We start from the raw sequence: 19,849 nt of genomic DNA on the forward strand, positions 1-19,849 counted from the left end.
CCGGCAAGCACCTCAACCTGTCGTAACTTCGTGACAATTTCCTCGGGCTTGTGTCGCTTGTTTCCCATCGTGAATCCTCCGTTTTCCTAAACATAGCGGCGGACCACTTCAGTGGGGGAGGATCAGTGCCAAATACGCAGATGTCCCGCGCGTTGCGGCTGGATCACGATTATGATCAGACGCAGCGGTGTTTTCTTCCTAAGGTGAATGCAATGGGGGTGTCATCTCATCCGAGCATCAGCATCGCCGGAGACGGTGCCGGGATTGGCGGCGCGAAGGTTGCGGCCCTGTCTGGTGAAATTGCCGCATTTGGCGCCGCGCAGACTTTGGGGCTGGTTTCCGATGCAGAGGCGCTTTCCGCGCCATTGCAGAAAAAACGCGCCAAGAAGTTGGCAGTGCGGCCGTTTCTGGATCGCGCCTACCCCCCGTTTGAACAGTGCCTGTGGCCCGCGAATGACACCATCATATGCCGTTGCGAAGAGGTGACCGCCGGAGATATCCGCCGTTTCGCTGAGTTGGGCTGTAAAGGGCCCAATCAAGCCAAAGCCTTTAGGCGGTCTGGCATGGGGCCTTGTCAGGGACGGTTCTGCGGGCTGACCGTGACAGAGATTCTCGCGCAGGAAACAGGGCAGACACAGATCGAAACCGGAGCCCTGCGCATTCGGTCACCGCTTAAGCCTGTGACATTGGGAGAGCTCGCGGCCTATAGCCCGGATCAGGAAAACTAACGAAGAGCAATCGTCGCCTAACGGATGCGGGTCGGTCTTGGAGTTGAGATGAGGGCGTGTAGGGCAGAACAGTGGGCGCAAGTAGGTGGGAAGCTGCCAAAAACTTGCGCCCGTGTCCTAAGTTTTCACGTATGGTTGTGAAAACGTCCGGCGTCGTGTCTTCCGTGAGTGTGACCCGACCGGGTTTTGAGCCAACGTCGTAGTCGTCTCTTTCCACCGCATTTATGGTGGTTGTGAGAGCGCCGCTTCACATGGCGCTCCATGTGTTTAGCGCACCAGATATGCCAGATAACGCCGTTCTGCCTGTTTGAAGACTCGATCCACCAGGAATACAATCGCGAGATAGAGAACCGCCGCCACGAGCAGACCTTCATAGGCGAGGTAATACATGCCGTTCAGGGTCCGGCCGGCACCGAGGATATCGGTGATGGTGATTGTTGAGGCGATGACGCTAGCATGCAGCAAGAAGATCACCTCATTGGAGTAGGCGGGCAGGGCGCGGCGCAGCGCGCTTGGGATGATGATCCGGCGGGTCACCTTGGCGCGGGTCATGCCGATGGCCTGTGCCGCTTCGATTTCTCCCTGCGGGATCGCCAGGATGGCGCCGCGGATCATTTCACAGACATAGGCCGCGCTGTTCAGAGAGAAGGCAAGCACAGCACAGATTTCGGGGCGTTTGAGGGCAACCCAGAAGATAGATTCACGTACCGCCTCAAACTGCGACACTCCGTAATAGAGAAGGTACAGCTGCACCAAGAGCGGCGTGCCGCGAAACGCATAGCTGTAGGTGGCGGCGGCACGGCCGAGATAGGGAATTTTATAGGCCTGAAACAAAGCCAGAGGGATCGCCAGCACTGCGCCGATCAGCAGCGAAGAGCCAATCAACCAGATTGTTGTCCAGACACCTTCCAGAAAAAGGCCGCGATGTTCCCAGATCAGATCGTATTCCATCGCTTGCCCCTCATTTCAGCGCGTAGCGCTTGCCAAGCACGCGCAAGCCGACATCGGAAATCATGGTCAACCCCAGATAGATGCAAAACGCCATGAGGAGGAACAGGAACGGCTCCTGCGAAGTACGTCCAGCCTGATGGGCGTTGTACATGATGTCGTGGAGCCCAAGGATTGAGGCGAGTGCGGTTGTTTTCAGAAGCACCAGCCAGTTGTTGGTGAAGCTTGGCAGAGCCAAGGGAACGATCTGCGGCCACACGATCCGGATCATGTAGGTGCGTGGGGTCATGCCGATGGCTTTGGCGGCTTCGATTTGGCCTAGTGGGATGGACAGGAACCGCGTTAAACGGGAGCTATAACGCGACGGCCATAGCGAATAGATGGCGAGACATAGTGGCTCCAGTGAAGCGAAATTCTTCCCAACAGGGAATGCTTAGAATACAGAAGTGCGCCTTCACATTTGCATTAGTCGATGTGCGCACGACATCTAGGTCATTTAGAAGCTTTCCAAGGGGGACATCTCAGCCCGAGTATTGAAGCTCCGAAGTGTCCGTCAGTGCGGACATTTAGCGGCCCCAGTTTTGAAGCGATCATACGTTAGATTAATGGTCAGCCATCGCGCCAAGCTTGCGCTGCTGGTTCCTTCAATTCCAGAAAATGTGCCGCTTTATCAGGTCTGCAGGCCATGTTTTTTTATTTTGTTGTAGAGCGTGCGTGTGGTGATGCCGAGCTCTGCGGCGGTCTGGGCGCGGCGGAAACCGTTGCGGGCCAGGGCTTCGGCGATCCATTCCTTTTCGGATTTGGCGGTTGCGGGGAGCTTTGGCTCTTCGGGTATGGTTTGGGGCGTTTGCGGCTTGCTGCGCAGGAACTCGACCGCGCGCAGGTCGATGGTGCCGCCATTTGCATTTCGGATGGCGCGGTGCACGGCAAAGCCGAGTTCGCGCACATTGCCGGGCCACGGATGCTCTAAAAACGCCCGCAAGGCAGCGTTTGAGAATTTTGGTTCCATGCCGGTCTGTTTACGTCCCAGATGCAGGGCGAGCTCAGGGATGTCATCCACCCGCTCTCGCAGCGGGGGCAGGATGACTTCGTGACCGGAGAGGCGATAAAACAGATCGCGGCGAAATGCGCCAGTCTCAGCGATCTCGTCAAGCTGTTCGCAGGTGGTGGAAATTATCCGGGCCGACACTTCGCGGAGTGTGTGATCGCCGACGCGTTGCACGACCCTTTCGTCCGCGAATTTCATGAGCTTGCCCTGATGGTCCAAGGCCAGGGCTGAGACTTCGTCAAGGATCACCGTGCTGCCCGCCGCCTGTTCAAGCGCGCCTCGCTGGCTGCCGCTGCTGCCGCCGCCGCGTCCCAACAGATAGGTTGCGCCATCTTCTGATGTCAGGGCAGGACAGTCGACCACAACCGGCTGCCGCCGCGCGGTGAGGCCGCTTTCATGAAGGTGCAGTGCGGCGCGGCTTTTGCCTGTGCCGGTTTCTCCGACGAGCAGAACGGGGATATCCGCGTGGGCAAGGTCATTAAGATCAGCGCGGATGTGTTGCATGGCATGGGATGAGCCTACGAGGTCGTGACCGGAGCTTTCTGAGCTAGAGGAGCTGCGCGCCAGCGCGGGGATGGCAGTGAAGCCGCGCGTCACTTCGTTCAGGGTTTGCTCGACAGGCAAGCGGTCCAGCGTGGAGCCGGCCACAAAGCCTTCGACCCTGCAGATGCGCGTGACGGCCAGGGCCTCTTCGGGAGAGGTGATTGGGCCGCCGTGGCAGAGCTTGTCGACGGTGGCGGGCACACCTTCCAGCACCCGATCAATCAGCCGGGCGGCCGTGTCCAAGGTCAAATGGGTGCCGACCCCGGTCGCGCCGCTGGTAAAGCCGACATTCACGCAGATCGCCGTGGCGCCCGCATCAACCATCCTGCGCGCCTGTTGGTTCGTGCGTACATATGCAAAAGAGGTCAGCCCGGCCTTGGAGGCGAGGCGCACGAGGTCAAGCTCACGCGCAAAGCCCAAACCTTCTTGCTCCAGAACTTCGGAAATACGCCCGTCAAGCAGGGTTGTGGAGGGAAAATTGCAGATGCCGGAAAAGCCCAGATCGCGGGTGCGGCTGATCAGGTTTTCGATATCGAGAGTCGGGTCGCTGACGGAGTATCCGGCCGTCAACGGAGCATCGCAGCGGCCGAGCATTTCACGTTCGGCAAATTCGATCACCCAATCATTTGCAGAGCGGACCGGCAGGAAGCTGGTCAGTGATGATGCGCCTTGCACCCTGAACCGGCCTGCGTTGAGCGCAAGCAAGTAATCCGCGCCGGCTTTGTCCGCGGCTTTTGCCGTCAGGCCCGAGCCGACAACGGCTGCAAAAAGGAAGGGTTTTTCGGATGTGCTCATGGCGCGTCCCCAAACCAGATCACCCCGTCAGCGGTCAACGTGCTGAGTGGCAATGACCTTTCGTGCCATGCGGATGTGTAGACCAACACCTCGACCGTTTCGGCCTCAGATTTGAGCGCGTTGATCAACCTTTGCAGAGATCCGAGCACCATGTCTGGCGCGATGCCACCTTCTGAGACCAGCAATCCCGGGTGTAGCACCAACCGCTTGATACCGGCCTGCATGGCTGCACGCGCCTGTTGCAAGGACAGAAAGAACGCCATCGCACCCAACCCCGCGCGCTGCGCTGAAGCGAGGACGTCATATTCAAACTCCGGCGTGGCGGGGATTGTCGCCATTGTCTCTTTTAGGATGCCTTCCAAAAGGATCGAGGAGGGCCAGTTTGCCACGCCTCTATACCCCAGCTCTTTGAGGCGTGAGAAGAAGGCGGAGGTGGAGCCAAACGGATCGCTGGCCAGTATCGACGCCCAGTCGCCCTGGTTTGCCGTTTCGCGCAGCGCCCGGTTGTGATCCATGCGCGGCATCACAAAAGACAGATCCGCCTGACGGGGTGTCAGGCCATCAAGCGCAGGGCAATAGATGCGGCTTCGCGGGACAGGTGCTGTGGCGCAATGTCCGGTCAGAGTCAGTTTCTGCATTCCGATTTGTAGGAAGAAACAGGTCGTAATTGGAAGTAATTTCTGAAAATTTCTGATTTTTGCAGAGAGCGGCTCCTCGATACCTCTGTAAGATACTGAAAATAAAAGATTAATTTTTCGCGTGACAATTCATCGAGATCTGCGCCCTTGCAGAAAATTCCGGCATGGTCTTCGGCAACGGAGGACTCATGACACTTTTTCTTATTGTCACCTTGAACGGTTTGACGCTGGCAGCGCTCTACTTTCTCGCAGCCAGCGGTTTTAGCCTCATCTTCGGTCTGATGCGGACCGTGAATATGGCGCATGGCGCGCTTTTGCTGTTGGGCGGTTATGTCGGGTATAGCGTTGTTGACCTCACCGGTTCCTGGGCGCTTGGCGTCATGGGCGGTGGTGTTGCGGCGGCCTTAGCAGGGGCGCTGGTTCAGTTCGGCGTTCTGGGCTGGATGCAGGGCGATGAGCTGCGCCAGACGCTGGCTTCCATTGCGATTTCGATCATCATGGCGGACCTGATGCTGTGGTATTGGGGCGGCATCACGTATCAGGTTGAGCTGCCGGAGGCGCTGGCGGGTGGTCAGCGTTTGCCGGTCCTTGGCGTGGGTTATGCCAACATCCGGCTGGCGCTGATGGGCTTTGCCTTGGTGGCGGGCATTGCGCTGTGGCTCTTGATCCAAAAGACCCGATTTGGCGCTGTGATCCGCGCCGGCGTGGATGACCAAGACATGCTGCGGGCGCTTGGTTATCCGATCAATCGCATCTTTGTTCTGGTCTTTGCTCTTGGTGGTTTGCTGGCTGGCATGGCGGGCGTGGTTGCGGCGAGTGCGTTGTCGATTGCACCGGGCACGGATCTGCAATTCCTGCTGTCGTCGCTTGTTGTGGTGATCGTGGGCGGCATGGGCTCAATCGGTGGTGCGGCGCTTGGGGCGCTTTTGGTGGGGCTCGCCGAGCAATACGGGCTCGCCTATGCGCCGACCTATGGTGTCGTTTTCACCTTCGCAATCATGGTGCTGGTTCTCGCGGTGCGCCCGCAGGGGCTGCTTGGAAAGGCTGAACAATAATGAAACACGCTGCAATCCTAACCCCGCTTTTGCTCCTGCCTCTGATGCTGAATGATTTCTGGCTGACCCAGGTTGCGACCCGCGCGCTGATCCTTGGAGTGATGGCACTGAGCCTGAGCTTTCTGGCCACATATCTTGGCGTTGTCTCCTTCGCGCAGGCCACGTTGGCCGGCGTGGCGGGATACACCATCGCCTATTTCGGGCCGAACACTGTGGGTGTGGGCACTGAGCTGACTTTCTGGCTGACGGTGCCGCTGGCCTTGGTGCTAGCGACCCTTTCGGGCGCGATTGTTGGCCTGATCGCACGTCGGTCGCGCGGGATTTATGCCATCATGATCACATTGGCGATTGGCGTGGCTTTCTTCTACTTCACCCGCCAGAACTACACCTTCTTTAATGGCTGGACCGGTTTCTCGGGCGTGCGCGCTCCGATGATTGGCGACATGAGCCTGCGTGATCCTCTGCCGCTTTATCTTCTCTCATTGGCAATTGCCGTGATTGCGCTGGTGCTGGTCAATAGCTTTGTCCGCTCGCCTCTGGGTCTGGCCATTCAGGCCGTGCGCGACGCGCCGGGGCGCGTGCTCGCTCTGGGCATTTCAGTCACCACACCGATCGTCGCAGCCTTTGCCTTCTCGGGTTTTCTGGCCGGGACCGGCGGCATTCTGAATGCCTGGTATCAGGAGCGCGTGTCGTCCTTTTCGGTCGGGCTGGGGTCCATCATCGACCTGCTAATCATCGCCGTGATCGGTGGCCTGCGCCACCCCAGCGGGGCGTTTGTCGGAGCGGTGGTCTTTGTCCTACTCGACACCTTTGCCGTCGATCTGATTGACCGCGAACGCTTCAATACACTGATCGGCGCCGTTCTGTTGCTGATCGTGATCGCGGCGCCCAACGGGTTGCAGCAGCTTGTGACGGACTGGGGCACGCGCCTGCGCCCGACTCCGCCGCAGCCAGCACCCAAGACAACAAATTGAGCAAATCAAAAGGGAGGAACCTTAACATGAACAAGCTCAAACTCGCAGCATCGGTGCTCGCGCTCAGCGCGATGGCCATGCCGGCCTCGGCCGCCGACATCAAAATCGGAGTGATCTCGATCCTTGAAGGCGCTTTTGCCGCGCTGGGTCAGGATGGCATCCGTGGCGCCGAATTGGCGGTAAAAGAAGTGGGCGGTGAAGTGGACGGCAAGTCCATAGAAGTGATCACCATGTCCTCGGATGCAAGCCCTGACAGCGCCGTGAACGCGGCCCGCAAGCTGATCGAGCAGGATGGCGTTGACATGATCGTGGGCCCACTCTCGGGATCCGAAGGTCTGGCGCTGCGCGATCTGTCCAAATCTTACCCCGCTGTGACCTTCCTCAACGGCTCTTCTGCCGCACAGGATACCACGCTGCGTGACAGCTCCGAAAACTTCTTCCGCTTTGGTGGCGATGGTGCCCAGTGGATGGTGGGTGTGGGCGACTACGCCTACAACGAAATGGGCTATGAAACGGTGGCCGTGATCGCCGAGGACTATTCCTTCCCCTACACGCAGGTTCTGGGCTTTATGAGCGAGTACTGCAAAGCTGGTGGCAAGGTGCCTGAGAAGTTCTGGACCCCGATTGGGAACAAGGATTATTCCTCGGTTGTGTATTCGATCCCACAGGATGTGGACGCGATTTTTGTCGCGCTTGGCGGTGCGGATGCGGTCAACTTCCTGACGCAGTACAGCCAGGCGGGAGGCGACAAGCCGATCATCGGCGGCTCAATCACCATCGACCAGTCGATCCTTGACTCCAAGGGTCCGTTCAAGAAGCTGCTGGTTGGCGCGCCTGCGGGCACCCCGACGGTGAGCGACTATGACGGTGAGGAGTGGAAAGCTTTCACCGCCAGCTACACCGAAGCCTTTCCCGATGGCTTCTCGGCCCCGTCAATCTTTGCGCATCACTACTACATGAGCGCCAAGGCGGCGATGCTGGCGCTGGACGAGGTGGACGCGGATTTGTCGAGCGATCAGGAAGCGTTCCGCGCAGCTCTGACCGATCTGACCTTTGTCACCCCGACCGGCGGCACTATGCGTCTGGACGAAAACCGCAACGGCATCGTCGACAACTTTGTAACCGAAGTGTTTGAGCGTGAAGACGGCACTCTGGGCAACCGCGTGGTGAAAGTTGTGCGCGATGTGAACCAGCTGCTGGGGCAGGACAAAGAGACCTTCCTGGCCGCAGGTCCGGTGAGCCGGGACAATCCTTCGTGCCCGTAAGTGCTGCAAATACCACCGTCAATGCCCTGGAAGCTCAGGGCATTGGCAAGCGCTTCGGTGGGTTTTGGGCTGTGCAGGACATCACCCTGTCAGTCCGTCCCGGCGAACGCCGCGCGATCCTCGGTCCAAACGGGGCGGGCAAAACCAGCCTGTTTAACGTGCTGACCGGCGATCTGAGCGCTTCGACCGGCTCGATCACCCTCTTTGGGAAAGAGGTGACACGCGAGCCGATCAACAAACGTATTCGGCGTGGGCTGCGCCGGACGTATCAGCACGCCCATCTGTTCAATGGATTGACCGTTCAGGAAACTCTGTTTCTGGCGGTGGCCGGGGTGCGCGGCGGCTGGGGGCAGATCATGCCCGTGCGCAAGGCCGACGCACGCATGTTCGAGGCAGAGCGGCTGGCCCATGTCGCCGGCGTCGCCGATGTCCTGAGCCGCGAAGTGTCCGAGCTGAGCCACGGTCAGCGCAGGCAGCTCGAGATTGGCATTGCTCTGGCGGAGAACCCAAAGATTCTGCTCCTTGATGAGCCGGCGGCAGGCTTGTCCCCGGCGGAGCGCCCCAAGCTGAGCGCATTGCTGATGTCACTGCCCAAAGACGTGACTGTCGTGCTGATCGAGCATGACATGGATATTGCGTTGCAAACCTCTGAAAGCGTGTCGGTGCTCTATAACGGTCGGATGCTGGCCGAAGGCGCACCTGACGAGATCATGCGCAATGAACAGGTGCATGAAGTTTATATCGGGGGCGCACATGGCCACTGACGCTTTGCTTGAAATACGCGGGCTCGACCTGCGCTATGGGTCTAGCCATGTTTTGCATGGGGTGGATCTGAATCTGGGCGACAGGCCTCTGGGCATTCTGGGACGCAACGGCATGGGCAAGACCAGCCTTTGCAATACCATTCTGGGCCTGCATCCGAACTCAGCCGGGACGATCCGCTTTGACGGCGTTGATCTGTCCGGGCTGGCCCCGGAAAAACGCGCTAGCATGGGCATCGGCTATGTGCCGCAGGGACGGCGCGTGTTCCGCTCGCTGACGGTTGAAGAGCACCTGAAAATTGTGGCGCGCAAAGGCGGCGCGTGGACGATTGACCGGGTTTACGAGACCTTCCCGCGCCTTAAGGAACGTCGCCGGAATTTGGGCAATGCGCTCTCTGGCGGGGAACAGCAGATGCTGGCCATCGGCCGCGCGTTGTTGCTGAACCCGCGTCTGATGGTGCTGGATGAGCCGACCGAGGGGCTGGCCCCGGCAATTGTTTCGGATGTGGTGAAACTGATCGAATTGATCGCCCAAGAAGGCATCGCGGTGCTTTTGGTCGAACAGAACCTGCATGCGGCTTTGGCCTCGGTCAAAGATGTGGCGATCATGGTCGGCGGCGAGGTCGTCGAGCGGATGACCGCGCAGGCGCTTGAGGAAGATACTGCCATGCAAAAGCGACATCTGGGGCTTGAGCCTGGGCAGGCGGGTTGAGGCAGCGACAGGAGGAGAAGAACGTGAAGATGATCAAGAAAGCCTATGTCGTTGGCACGGCGGACACCAAAGCTGCGGAGCTGTCATATGTGCGCGATCTGATTGAAGCTGCAGGAACGCCGACAGTTCTGGTCAATGTCGGCACCAAAGGCGGCGAAGACGTGGCGGATGTCAGCGCGGCAACTGTCGCGGCCTGCCATCCTGAAGGCCCTGCCACGGTGTTCGTGAACGATCGCGGGCGCGCCGTGGTCGAAATGTCCAAGGCGCTTGAGGCTTATGTATTGGGGCAGGAGGATCTGGGCGGCATCATCGGTCTGGGCGGCTCCGGCGGGTCGGGCATTATTGCCCCTGCCATGCAGGCATTGCCCATTGGCCTTCCAAAGGTGCTGGTTTCCACGCTCGCCTCTGGCGATGTCTCAGCCTATGTGGGTGCGTCGGATGTGAATATGTTCCATCCGGTCACGGATGTGTCCGGGATCAACCGCGTGTCGCGCAAGTTGTTGGCCAATGCGGCCCACGCATTGAACGGCATGATGACCCACGCCATTCCTGAGAGCGCGGATGATCGCCCGGCTTTGGTCCTCTCGATGTTTGGCGTGACCACACCAGCGGTGCAGGCCATCACCGACGAATTGTCGAGCGCGTTTGATTGTCTCGTGTTTCACGCCACTGGCTCTGGAGGGCGCTCAATGGAGCAACTGATTGATCAGGGGGAGATCGCCGGTGCGCTGGACATCACAACCACCGAAATATGCGATCTGATTGTCGGCGGATTTCTGTCTGCGGGTGAAGAGCGGCTGGATGCCGTGGCCCGCACCGGAATCCCTTACGTAGGCTCTTGCGGCGCGCTCGATATGGCGAATTTCTGGTCGCCAGAGTCTGTGCCGGCCGAGTTCAAGGGACGCACGTTTTATCACCACAACGCCCAAGTGACATTGATGCGGTCCACAGTCGAGGAATGCGCCCAGATCGGACGGTGGATTGGTGAAAAGCTCAATGCCTGCAAAGGGCCGGTGCGCTTCTTGCTGCCGCTGCGCGGGGTCTCGGCGCTCGATATCGAAGGCGGTGCCTTCCACGATCCAGAGGCAAACGCGGCGCTGTTTCAGGCGTTGCGCGACACCGTGAAGATCACAACAGATCGCCAGCTCGTCGAGCTGGACATGCATATCAACGACCCTGCTTTCGCCGCGGCGGCGATCAGCAGTTTCAAAGAAATCTATACGGAAAAGGACAGCTGACATGGCGGTTACAGGACGCAAAGACATCCTTGGTCGGTTGCGCGCAAAGATCGCGGCAGAGAAGGTCATCATCGGCGGCGGCGCGGGCACGGGTCTGTCGGCCAAATGCGAAGAAGCAGGCGGAATTGACCTGATTGTCATCTACAATTCAGGCCGCTATCGCATGGCTGGACGCGGCTCGCTCGCAGGCTATATGTCTTATGGCAATGCCAATGAGATCGTCAAAGACATGGGCCGCGAAGTGCTGCCCGTGGTGAAAAATACTCCGGTTTTGGCGGGTGTGAATGCGACCGACCCGTTCTGCATCATGGATGAGTTTCTCGATGATTTGGCAGGCATGGGCTTTGCCGGTGTGCAGAATTTCCCCACCGTCGGTATCATTGACGGCCGCTTCCGTCAGGAGCTTGAAGCGACGGGCATGTCTTATGAGATGGAAGTTGAGATGATCGCGAAGGCGCGCCAGCGTGATCTGCTGACGACGCCATATGTGTTCAGCGCCGAGAATGCGGCGGACATGGCCAAAGCGGGCGCAGATGTCATCGTGGCGCATTTCGGCCTGACCACAGGTGGCGCAATCGGCGCGGGCGATAGCGCACCGACAATCGAAGACTGCGCGCGCCTTTATAACGAATGGGCGGCTGCGGCTCGCGCGCACCGCGACGACCTGATTTTTATCTGCCATGGCGGCCCGCTGGCCGAGCCTGAGGATGCGCAAGCTTTCCTTGATCTTTGCCCTGACTGTCATGGGTTCTATGGTGCCTCATCGATGGAACGCTTGCCGACCGAGCGCGCCATTTCCGAGCAAACCGCAAAGTTCGGCGCAATGCGTTGCGGGACCGCCGTCAAAAAGGGAGTTGCCTGATGATCAAAGCTTATTCTTCTACCGTTATCGCCGTGCCAGTGGCGCAGGTCTGGGAGCGGGTGCGCGACTTTAACGGGCTGCCGAGCTGGCACCCCGCCGCCACGGACAGTAAGATCGAAGAGGGGCATGCCAATGGCGAGGTGGGCTGCGTGCGCAACTTTGCCCTGACCGATGGTTCTGGCCGCATCCGCGAGACGCTGCTGGCGATCTCCGATCTTGAGCACACGTTGTCATATGACATGCTGCCCAACGGGCCACTGCCGTTTGTGAACTACATCGCCAAGATGAAATTCACGCCGATCACTGATCGCAACGAAACTTTTGCGGAATGGTGGGCAAATTTTGAGGCCGGAGATGGTCAGACCCAGCATTGGCAGGATTTCGTGGCCAATGATGTGTTTATCGGTGGCTTCCGAGCTCTCGAGGACAGCTTTAAGAGGTGAGGTCTTGCTTGCTGGCCGGTTTTTTATCGGCTGGCAACACTAGCGTCTCTGTCGAAGTGCAAAAGTCACTGAGGTCAGGTGGCAGCGATGCGCGCTGGTCAGGTTGGAGACATCGCGAAATCTGTCGACCCGGCCCAGAGCGTGGCGAAGCACTTAGGTGTTGTCGGCCACTGCTTTGGCCTGCTGCACAGTGCCTGTTGGCAACCTGCGCTGCAATAATTTCACCCGACACAGCACACTTAGGCGGGCCAATGTCACTCTTCTTCGCTCGGTAGCCGCGCTGAGGTAGCCCTCGACGTGGCTCTTGATGTTTGTAGCGACCGAACGTGAAACCTTGTGAAGGTAACACAATACAAGACCGAACAGAGCTAACCTTTGATTGCTGGCTCTAATGTGGGCATTTCGACTTCGTGATTGTCACGAAAATTGGCTCATCCATAGAGCAGTTCAGGCAGCCAAAGCACCAGCTGCGGTATGAAGGTGAGCAGCAGGAGTACGCCAATCAGCGGAACTAAGAAGGGCAGGGTGGCCTTTACACACTGCTCAAAGGGCACCTTTGAAACCCGGGAGAGTACAAAGAGCACCATGCCCACAGGTGGCGTCAACAAGCCCAGCATCAGGTTCAAAATGACGATGATGCCAAGGTGAATGGGATCGATCCCGAATTGCGCGGCCACAGGCATCAAGACAGGCACCAGAATCGAGATTGCGGCGATGGTCTCCATGAAGAGGCCCACGATCAGAACGATCGCCATGATCAGCAGCAATACTACGGCTTTGCTGTCGGTGAAGGACAACACGAATTCAGCAAATTGAGTGGCGATCTGATTGGCCGTCAAAATCCAAGCAAACACAGAGGCTGCACCAACGATCAGCATAATCGCGGCCGTGGTTTCGATGGTTTCCAAAGAAATCACGGCAAGTTTGCGCAGAGTGAGTGTTCGGTAGACCAAAGTGCCCAGCACCAGCGCATAAGCCGCCGCGCAGATGGCTGCCTCAGTTGGTGTGAACGCGCCGGACACAATGCCACCGACGATGATAACTGGGGTCATCAGGGGCAAGAAGGCTGCCTTGAAGCGGGTGCCAATCAGGGTGACGCTAAAAGCAACGTCGCGGGGATAGGCGCGTTTGCGAGACATCCACCACACCATCACCGACAGAGCGCCCGCCATCATCAAGCCTGGCACAATGCCAGCGACGAACAATTGGCCAATCGAGACCGATGCCATGACGCCAAAGATCACCAAAGGCAATGAAGGCGGAATGATGGGGCCGATGGTGGATGACGCTGCGGTGACGCCCACGCTGAAATCGTCGTCATAGCCCGCTTCGCGCATGGCTTTGATTTCAATTGCGCCAAGACCACCGGCGTCAGCCACTGCAGCGCCGGACATCCCTGCGAAGATAATACTTGCGCCGATGTTCACGTGGCCAAGACCGCCATGCATCCAGCCCACAATGGCGCGGGCAAAGCCGAAGATACGCGCGGTGATGCCGGCAGAGTTCATCAATGCACCGGCAAGAATAAAGAAGGGAATGGCAAGGAGCGGGAAGCTATCCATGCCATTGACCATATTGTGCATCAATAGAACCGGCGGCAGGCCGGAATGCAGAATGTAGGCGAAGGAGGAAAGCGCGAGCGAGAATGCGATTGGCACGCGCAGCAGCATCAAACCAAAGAGCGATGCGAAAAGTATGAAGAGGCCCATGGATTCTTAGCTCCGTGTCGCGGATTTCAGTCGTGTGAAGATCTGTAGAATGATGATCAATGCATTGATCCCGGCCAGAGCCATCACGCCCGCGTAAAGGTAGTATTTGGGGAAAGGGAGAGAGACCATTTGCTGAAACGAAGTGCGCTGGATCAGCTCCCAAGCTGACCACAGGATGGTCGAAAACAGTGCAAAACTCGCCAGTAGAGCAAAGAGATGGACCCACTTCAGGTGACGGCCATAATACTTGTCTACAAATTCGAGTGCGATGTGCGATCCCATCACCTGACAGCGGATTGCACCGCAAAAACTTAGCAAGATCAGGAGATACCGGGCTGCTTCCTCCGTCCATGCGATTGAATCGTTGAGGACGTAGCGGGTGAAGAACTGCAGGAACACGACACAAAACAACGCCGCAAAGAGGGCGAGAAGCGGGTAATCGGCTATGCTGATTTTGAAGTTTTTGAAGTGCAGCTCGTCTTCTTGAGCCAGGGCGTCAAAATCGATTTCAGGCGCTTGGATCATGTCCTTCATCGGACCTTTCCTTTCCATATGTTGCTGGGCCTGCCGATCGAAATCGGCAGGCCCAGAACCATTTTTATTCTTTGATCGCTTGCAGGCGCGCGAAGATCTCTGGCGTCCAAGGCACATCTGCGCTGGTCAGCATTGGAGACACCGCATCCATGAAGGGTTTGCGATCCACTTCGTTGACGGTCACGCCCTGTGCGCGGAACCAATCAGCGAGTTCTGCCTCTGAGGCAACAATTTCATCAGAGGTGCTAGAGGCGGCTTCCGCCAAAGCGTTCAGAAGGGCTTGGCCGTCATCGCCCATTTTGCCGAGGGTGACCGGCGACACTACCATTGCCAGAGAGTTAGTGATGTGGCCCGTTAAGTTGATGTTGGACTGCACTTCATGGAACTTTTTAAACTGGATGGTTGGCAGTGGGTTTTCCTGCGCGTCTACAACGCCTTGTTGCAAAGCGAGATAGACCTCTGCGAAGGCCATTGGTGTTGGGTTTGCACCAGTTGCTTTTGGGAACATCTGATAAGCAGGCGCATTTGGTGTGCGGATTTTCAGCCCGTCCATATCTTCTGGCGACATGATGGGTTTGTTCGAAGTCACATGGCGCGCACCATAGTAAGTCATTGCTGCGATGGTGTTACCGGAAACCTTGCTATAGGCCTCGCTCATTTCTGCAAACAAGTCAGAGCCAACATAGGCTTTCCAATGGTCATACGAACGCATTGTGAATGGGTAATCAGAGATGCTGATTGGGCCATAAGACTGACCCAAGAAAGCAATGCCTGTGTAGATCACATCGACTGTGCCCAGAGACAAGGCTTCGTTCAGCGCAGCTTCTTTGCCAAGTTGAGAGGCTGGGAATACCTCCATCGTGTAGCGACCCTCGGTGGCTTCTTCCAATAGATCAGCTGCTCGTTCGGCTGCTGCGTGATACGGCGTTGAGGCTTCATAGACGTGACCAAAGCGTAGAACTTCCTGCGCCGAAGCGGTGGATACGCTTGCAGTGAGCGCCATAGTTGCGCCTAGGGCAACGGTGCGGATGTGATGTAGTTTCATTTTTTCCTCCCTGGGTATGTTTTGAAACTGTTGGCTAAAATGCTGGTGCGTTCGCTAAGGGCGGTGTTCTTACGGAAATCGAGGTTTTGTCCCGGCTTTTTGGAAGGGCGCTCAAATACAAACTGAGGAGGCCTTTGGAGCGATGGCGTGCTGCGCAGCTTTGCAACAAGCTGCGTTTTTTCGACGATTGCGCCCTGCGAGATGTCTCCAAATCTGGCATCAACTCACATCTTCCTCCCTGATGCGGGTTGAATGATTTGCATATTTGAAACAGTGTGTCAAATACGAAAGGGTGACGCATGACGAAATCGACTCAATCCTCCTATTCCGCACCAGCTCTCACGCGTGGGCTGAAAATTCTTGAGATTGTGAGCAAAGCGCCAGAGCCGCTAAGCACCCAGGACATTGCCGCCGAACTCGGTCGTAACCGAAACGAAGTGTTTCGGATGATCGCGGTTTTGGAAGCTGAGGGTTTTTTGGAAAAAGCAGGGGCGGGCTATGGGTATGTGACCACATCTAAACTGCTGGAGATGGGACTTAGTGCCCCAATTATAAAAGATATTTTTGAGGCGATTTCACCGATGGCGGACCGCTTTTCTACCCGTACAGGTGCACCATGCCAATTGGTTTTACCAAGCGGCGATGAGATGGTTGTTATGAAGCGATGGGAACCGCCTCTGCGGATGTCGATCAGCGTACCCATTGGTTCTCGCAGACCGTTGGAAGACTCGGCATCGGGTATCGTAATGCTCTGTGCAATGAACCCATTTCACTACTCAGAGACTGAGGCGCGCATTCGAGAGCGAAACCCAGAATTTTGCTCCGACAACTTGGAAGAATACCGCGGATCTTTGGCTCAGAATGGAGTATTGCGCTTCAACAGCCGTTTTATGGGCGGAGTTGTGGATCTCTCCGTGCCGTTGGTTTCTTTGGGCGGACAACTTCATGGAGCACTCACGGTGCCCTACGCCAACAACGCCACATGTGAGGCTGATGTGGAAGAGATTGAGGCCGAGCTTCTAAAGATCAGAAACACCATCGCGACTTCGATTCTACGCGCCTGACATGTTCAATATCAGTCTCGTCAGTCTGATTTAGGGCAGGACGCAATTGTTGTTCGCTTCCAAATTGGAGAGGTTGCGCAACCCGTGGGTTTTCGGCCTCTCAAAGCAAAAATTGATTGGAGAGTTCATACTCCTCGGCTAAGTCTCGCTCGGTAGCGGCGTTGTTTTCCCCCGAAACCAGCGAATAGCGCATGAATAAGGACAAATTTCACACTTGTTGCATTCTGCTACTGGCTTCAGTCTGAGCTAAGACGAACATCGAACTTAAGTGTTTGCGCTTGGCAATGTTGCTTTGCATTTGGCGTGCTTTGTGTGTCGGATGGGGCGGTGCAGTCAGTTAGCTAGGAGTATGAGCTGCAGTGCTTTTGGCACTGCCTTTTGGGTCCGTTCCTAGGCCCTAAGTGCGATTGCTTAGGACGGAACCGATGCTGATCGCCGCCAAAACTGGAATCTTAGGCAAGAGCTTGACCAGACTATCATCAGCGTGATCATGTCCACCACGGATTGGCGACGGAAAAGTTGCGATCAGACCCACATTAACGCAGCGATGTTAACGCGGTATTGTACTCTTTTGCGGCAGTTTAGTATCGGTGTTTGGTGAGGGAGGAAACGCTGTTGTATGAAATGTCACACTGGACTCTTGTGCGGCTTCAGCCAAGGCGCGCCAAAAAGGGTTTGTTTCCCACGCATTTGGTTGGGAAACTTGAGCATCTGTAACCACACCTTTTGTTTGGTCACTTGCCTATTGAGACAAATACCTTCATTTGCACTAAATAGGGTGCCTGGCCTGATAAGCTTCTCCGATGCAGAGAGACATTTGGCGAGTGTCAAGATCTCAAAACAATTTCACAAATGCAATACCTGGGCGCTCCTGACAGAAATTCTCAGTGGGTCCACCAATCAAAAGGCAGCGTGCTAATGGAATTTGCTCCAGCGAATGTACAGGATTTGCATGATCTTGTTGCACGCCAGACAGATCGACTTGCGACGGCAATGTGGATTTATGATTTCGACGCAAAGCGCGTCATTTGGGCCAATGCAGCCGCGTTACGTGTTTGGGATGCGGTGACGCTGGACGAACTGCGCTCTCGTGATCTGGGGGCAGACATGTCCGATACGGTCCATGCGCGTCTTCAGCAGTATCGGGCAGATTTGTCGAACCCTGACCTTGTGTTGAATGAATCCTGGACATTGTATCCTGATGGCAAACCTCAGCATCTGAATGTGACGTTGCTGGGCGTGACGTTGCCTGATGGACGTATTGCCATGTTGTGTGAAGGGACAAGTGATAAGCAGCGCGCGCCAACCACCGTTCGCAGTGCCGAAGCGCTATTGCATACACCGGTTGCGATCTCTCTTCATATGGAGAATGGTGAAACGCTTTATCAGAATCCTGCAGCACGAGAGACCTATGACCCAAAGAAATCTTTCTGGTCGCGGTTTGTGGAAGCAGACGTTGCCGATGAACTCTTGACAGAGCTTTGCGTGGGTGAAGACACGCGTAAGGTTGCGCGCGTGCAGACCACTTTTGGCGAACGTTGGCATGAGATTATCATGCAAAAACGGGTGGATGCGGTTGACGGTGATATCGTCATTTTGACCAGCGAAATTGACGTCACTGAGGTCAAGGAGGCGGAAGAACGCGCTGAAGCGGCAGATCGTGCCAAAACAGAGTTTCTTGCGGTGATGAGCCATGAAATTCGCACACCTTTGAACGGTGTGATCGGCACAACCGACCTTTTGGCGGATACAGCTCTGGACCCGCAGCAAAGCCAGTTTGTCGCGACCATCAACAGTTGCGGTACATCGCTTCTGACCATCATCAACGACATCTTGGATCTCTCCAAGCTGCGCGCCGGTCAGATGACAATTCAGGTACAGCCTTTTGCACTGACGCAAGTGTTTGAAAGTGTTGGTGCACTTATGTCTGCGCGTGCAGCCGAAAAAGACCTTGATCTGACAGTGCGGGTCGATCCGGTCTTACCCAAGACTTTTGTCGGTGACGCAGGTCGACTGCAGCAGGTGGTGCTGAATTTCGTGAGCAACGCCATCAAATTTACAGATAGCGGATTTGTGCGGGTTGATGTCACCGGAGCCTGCGACACGGATGGTCAATGGCGTCTGGTGTGCCGTGTGCAGGACACAGGATGCGGTATCCCGGAGCATGAGTTGGGCCGCGTTTTTGATGAGTTTGCCCAAGTGGACGGGACGTACACGCGCAGTCATGACGGGACCGGGCTGGGGCTGGCGATCAGTTCGACGCTGATCACCCTTATGGATGGGGACATCTCTGTCGAAAGCACTTTGGGCCACGGGTCGACGTTCGCTTTTGAAATCAACCTGAAAGCCGCTTCAGACGTAACGCTCGCACAGGATGCCAAGACGCAGATTGGCGGCAAAACTGTTTTGGTGGCGGATAATGACACAGCGCGGCGTGCCATCTTGGTGGAGTTGCTGACGGCCTGGGGCGCCGCGACACATGTAGTTTCATCAGAGAGCTGTGCGGATCATTCTCTTCCGCAAGCAGATCTCGCTATCGTGGACGAAAGTAGCCTGTCGGAATGGCAGGAGATGTCACACGATACAAACGGCGCGTTGCCGATTTTGCAGGTGAACTCTGTTCAGTCGACGCCGACGGAACTGGACATGCAAGCTGCTGGTGGGATTGCCCATTTGATGAAACCACTGCAGCCGACGCAACTGCGCAATGCCATGATGCGCCTTCTGAACCCAGAGCGTTTCAAACTATTGGCCGAAGCGCCCAAGCCTAATGCATCTAATAGCCCTGTTTCCGCGCCTCTGGTGGACCCTGCTGACGAGGGGGCAGCGGGCGCAGTGGACGTTTTGATTTGTGATGACAACATGACTAATCAGCGCTTGCTGATGGCGATTGTGAAAAAGCACAATTATCGTTTTGTAGTCGCTAAGAATGGCGTTGAAGCCATTGAGCGCTATCAACGCCACCAGCCCCGTATGATCCTGATGGATGTCTCCATGCCTGTGATGGATGGTTTACAGGCGACCCAGAAAATCCGCGAGTTGGAGGCGGACACATCCTCCTATACGCCAATCATTGCCGTGACCGCGCATGTGAACGAAGGTGAGCGCGAGAGGTTCTTGGCCTGTGGCATGGATGACTACCTCGCCAAGCCTTATCGAGCTGGTGAGGTGCTGGATCGGATAGCGGGGTTTCTTTCGCGATAGCGCAATCTGAGCTGCCTTACTTGACTGGTCTAGAATGCTTGTCGGTGCATTATCGATCTGGCCAAGCAATTTTGCCCACTGGTTCCTCACCGGATTGTAGCTCTGTGGAGATAGTTAAGCTGGTGTGTCGAATATGAGCGCTTTTAGCGGGCTGGTGTCGGACGCAGATCATTGCCTTGCATCTTGCGTTTTCATGAATGTAAGTGAGAGCAGAACTGAGCTCTGCGGGCATTGAGAGTTCAAGCGGACTTAGCAACGCCATTTGCGCTTCAATACAATCCTG

The 19,849-nt window shown here is 56.6% G+C and carries 18 protein-coding genes; 11 read left to right on the forward strand and 7 right to left on the reverse strand.

Annotated features, from left to right (window positions below; translation table 11 throughout):
* Window positions 1-212: 212 nt before the first annotated feature.
* Window positions 213-728 carry a (2Fe-2S)-binding protein gene (locus J7400_RS19090; protein ID WP_247738922.1) on the forward strand — a complete coding sequence of 172 codons (516 nt, stop codon included), beginning with the start codon at window positions 213-215 and terminating at the stop codon, window positions 726-728.
* A gap of 267 nt (window positions 729-995) precedes the next feature.
* Here J7400_RS19090 and J7400_RS19095 read toward each other — a convergent pair whose 3' ends face one another.
* From J7400_RS19095 to J7400_RS19110, 4 genes are all read right to left on the reverse strand, one after another.
* Entirely contained in the window at window positions 996-1,679 is a 684-nt protein-coding gene (locus tag J7400_RS19095) for an ABC transporter permease subunit (RefSeq protein WP_209065698.1), read from the reverse strand.
* A 10-nt stretch (window positions 1,680-1,689) separates the two neighbouring features.
* Window positions 1,690-2,079: an ABC transporter permease subunit gene (locus J7400_RS19100; RefSeq protein ID WP_209065794.1), complete on the reverse strand. Its 390-nt coding sequence runs from the start codon at window positions 2,077-2,079 to the stop codon at window positions 1,690-1,692.
* Window positions 2,080-2,346: 267 nt separating this feature from the next.
* Window positions 2,347-4,062, reverse strand: a complete 1,716-nt coding sequence (locus J7400_RS19105; protein ID WP_209065699.1) for a phosphoenolpyruvate hydrolase family protein — start codon at window positions 4,060-4,062, stop codon at window positions 2,347-2,349.
* Window positions 4,059-4,700 (reverse strand): phosphoenolpyruvate hydrolase family protein, encoded by a 642-nt coding sequence (locus tag J7400_RS19110; RefSeq protein ID WP_209065700.1) that lies wholly within the window; start codon window positions 4,698-4,700, stop codon window positions 4,059-4,061. Before J7400_RS19110 ends, J7400_RS19105 begins: the two co-directional genes overlap by 4 nt.
* 188 nt (window positions 4,701-4,888) lie before the next feature.
* Between J7400_RS19110 and J7400_RS19115 the strand changes: the two genes are divergently transcribed.
* Genes J7400_RS19115 through J7400_RS19150 form a run of 8 tightly spaced genes read left to right on the forward strand, consistent with a single transcriptional unit; the run spans window position 4,889 to window position 12,010 of the window.
* Window positions 4,889-5,755, forward strand: coding sequence for a branched-chain amino acid ABC transporter permease (locus tag J7400_RS19115; RefSeq protein ID WP_209065701.1), 867 nt, complete (start codon window positions 4,889-4,891; stop codon window positions 5,753-5,755).
* Window positions 5,755-6,729: a branched-chain amino acid ABC transporter permease gene (locus tag J7400_RS19120; protein ID WP_209065702.1), complete on the forward strand. Its 975-nt coding sequence runs from the start codon at window positions 5,755-5,757 to the stop codon at window positions 6,727-6,729. The genes J7400_RS19115 and J7400_RS19120 overlap by 1 nt, the downstream gene beginning before the upstream one ends.
* Before the next feature lie 26 nt (window positions 6,730-6,755).
* A complete protein-coding gene (locus tag J7400_RS19125; RefSeq protein WP_209065703.1) occupies window positions 6,756-7,994 on the forward strand; it encodes an ABC transporter substrate-binding protein in 1,239 nt (412 codons plus the stop codon).
* On the forward strand, window positions 7,985-8,758 hold the full coding sequence (locus J7400_RS19130; protein WP_209065704.1) for an ABC transporter ATP-binding protein: 774 nt from the start codon (window positions 7,985-7,987) through the stop codon (window positions 8,756-8,758). Before J7400_RS19125 ends, J7400_RS19130 begins: the two co-directional genes overlap by 10 nt.
* A complete protein-coding gene (locus J7400_RS19135; protein WP_209065705.1) occupies window positions 8,748-9,467 on the forward strand; it encodes an ABC transporter ATP-binding protein in 720 nt (239 codons plus the stop codon). Before J7400_RS19130 ends, J7400_RS19135 begins: the two co-directional genes overlap by 11 nt.
* A 29-nt stretch (window positions 9,468-9,496) precedes the next feature.
* Window positions 9,497-10,705 carry a Tm-1-like ATP-binding domain-containing protein gene (locus J7400_RS19140; protein ID WP_247738928.1) on the forward strand — a complete coding sequence of 403 codons (1,209 nt, stop codon included), beginning with the start codon at window positions 9,497-9,499 and terminating at the stop codon, window positions 10,703-10,705.
* A 1-nt stretch (window position 10,706) separates the two neighbouring features.
* The gene (locus J7400_RS19145; protein WP_209065706.1) at window positions 10,707-11,567 is read left to right on the forward strand and encodes a phosphoenolpyruvate hydrolase family protein; all 861 of its coding nucleotides are present in this window, start codon (window positions 10,707-10,709) and stop codon (window positions 11,565-11,567) included.
* The gene (locus tag J7400_RS19150) at window positions 11,567-12,010 is read left to right on the forward strand and encodes an SRPBCC family protein (protein ID WP_209065707.1); all 444 of its coding nucleotides are present in this window, start codon (window positions 11,567-11,569) and stop codon (window positions 12,008-12,010) included. Before J7400_RS19145 ends, J7400_RS19150 begins: the two co-directional genes overlap by 1 nt.
* Before the next feature lie 431 nt (window positions 12,011-12,441).
* Here the strand turns inward: J7400_RS19150 and J7400_RS19155 are convergent, their stop codons facing one another.
* From J7400_RS19155 to J7400_RS19165, 3 genes are all read right to left on the reverse strand, one after another.
* Window positions 12,442-13,719, reverse strand: a complete 1,278-nt coding sequence (locus tag J7400_RS19155) for a TRAP transporter large permease (protein WP_209065708.1) — start codon at window positions 13,717-13,719, stop codon at window positions 12,442-12,444.
* Window positions 13,720-13,725: 6 nt separating this feature from the next.
* Window positions 13,726-14,253 carry a TRAP transporter small permease gene (locus J7400_RS19160; protein WP_209065709.1) on the reverse strand — a complete coding sequence of 176 codons (528 nt, stop codon included), beginning with the start codon at window positions 14,251-14,253 and terminating at the stop codon, window positions 13,726-13,728.
* 64 nt (window positions 14,254-14,317) lie between these two features.
* Complete coding sequence (locus tag J7400_RS19165) at window positions 14,318-15,298, reverse strand: sialic acid TRAP transporter substrate-binding protein SiaP (protein ID WP_209065710.1); 981 nt, start codon at window positions 15,296-15,298, stop codon at window positions 14,318-14,320.
* Window positions 15,299-15,597: 299 nt separating this feature from the next.
* Here J7400_RS19165 and J7400_RS19170 point away from each other — a divergent pair, with 299 nt between their 5' ends.
* Together J7400_RS19170 and J7400_RS19175 are read left to right on the forward strand one after the other, a co-directional pair.
* Window positions 15,598-16,362, forward strand: a complete 765-nt coding sequence (locus tag J7400_RS19170; RefSeq protein WP_209065711.1) for a helix-turn-helix domain-containing protein — start codon at window positions 15,598-15,600, stop codon at window positions 16,360-16,362.
* Between the two features lie 918 nt (window positions 16,363-17,280).
* A complete protein-coding gene (locus J7400_RS19175; protein WP_209065712.1) occupies window positions 17,281-19,566 on the forward strand; it encodes a response regulator in 2,286 nt (761 codons plus the stop codon).
* Window positions 19,567-19,849: the final 283 nt, after the last annotated feature.

It is taken from the genome of Shimia sp. R9_2 (assembly GCF_017743735.1).
Classification (GTDB): Bacteria; Pseudomonadota; Alphaproteobacteria; order Rhodobacterales; family Rhodobacteraceae; genus Shimia.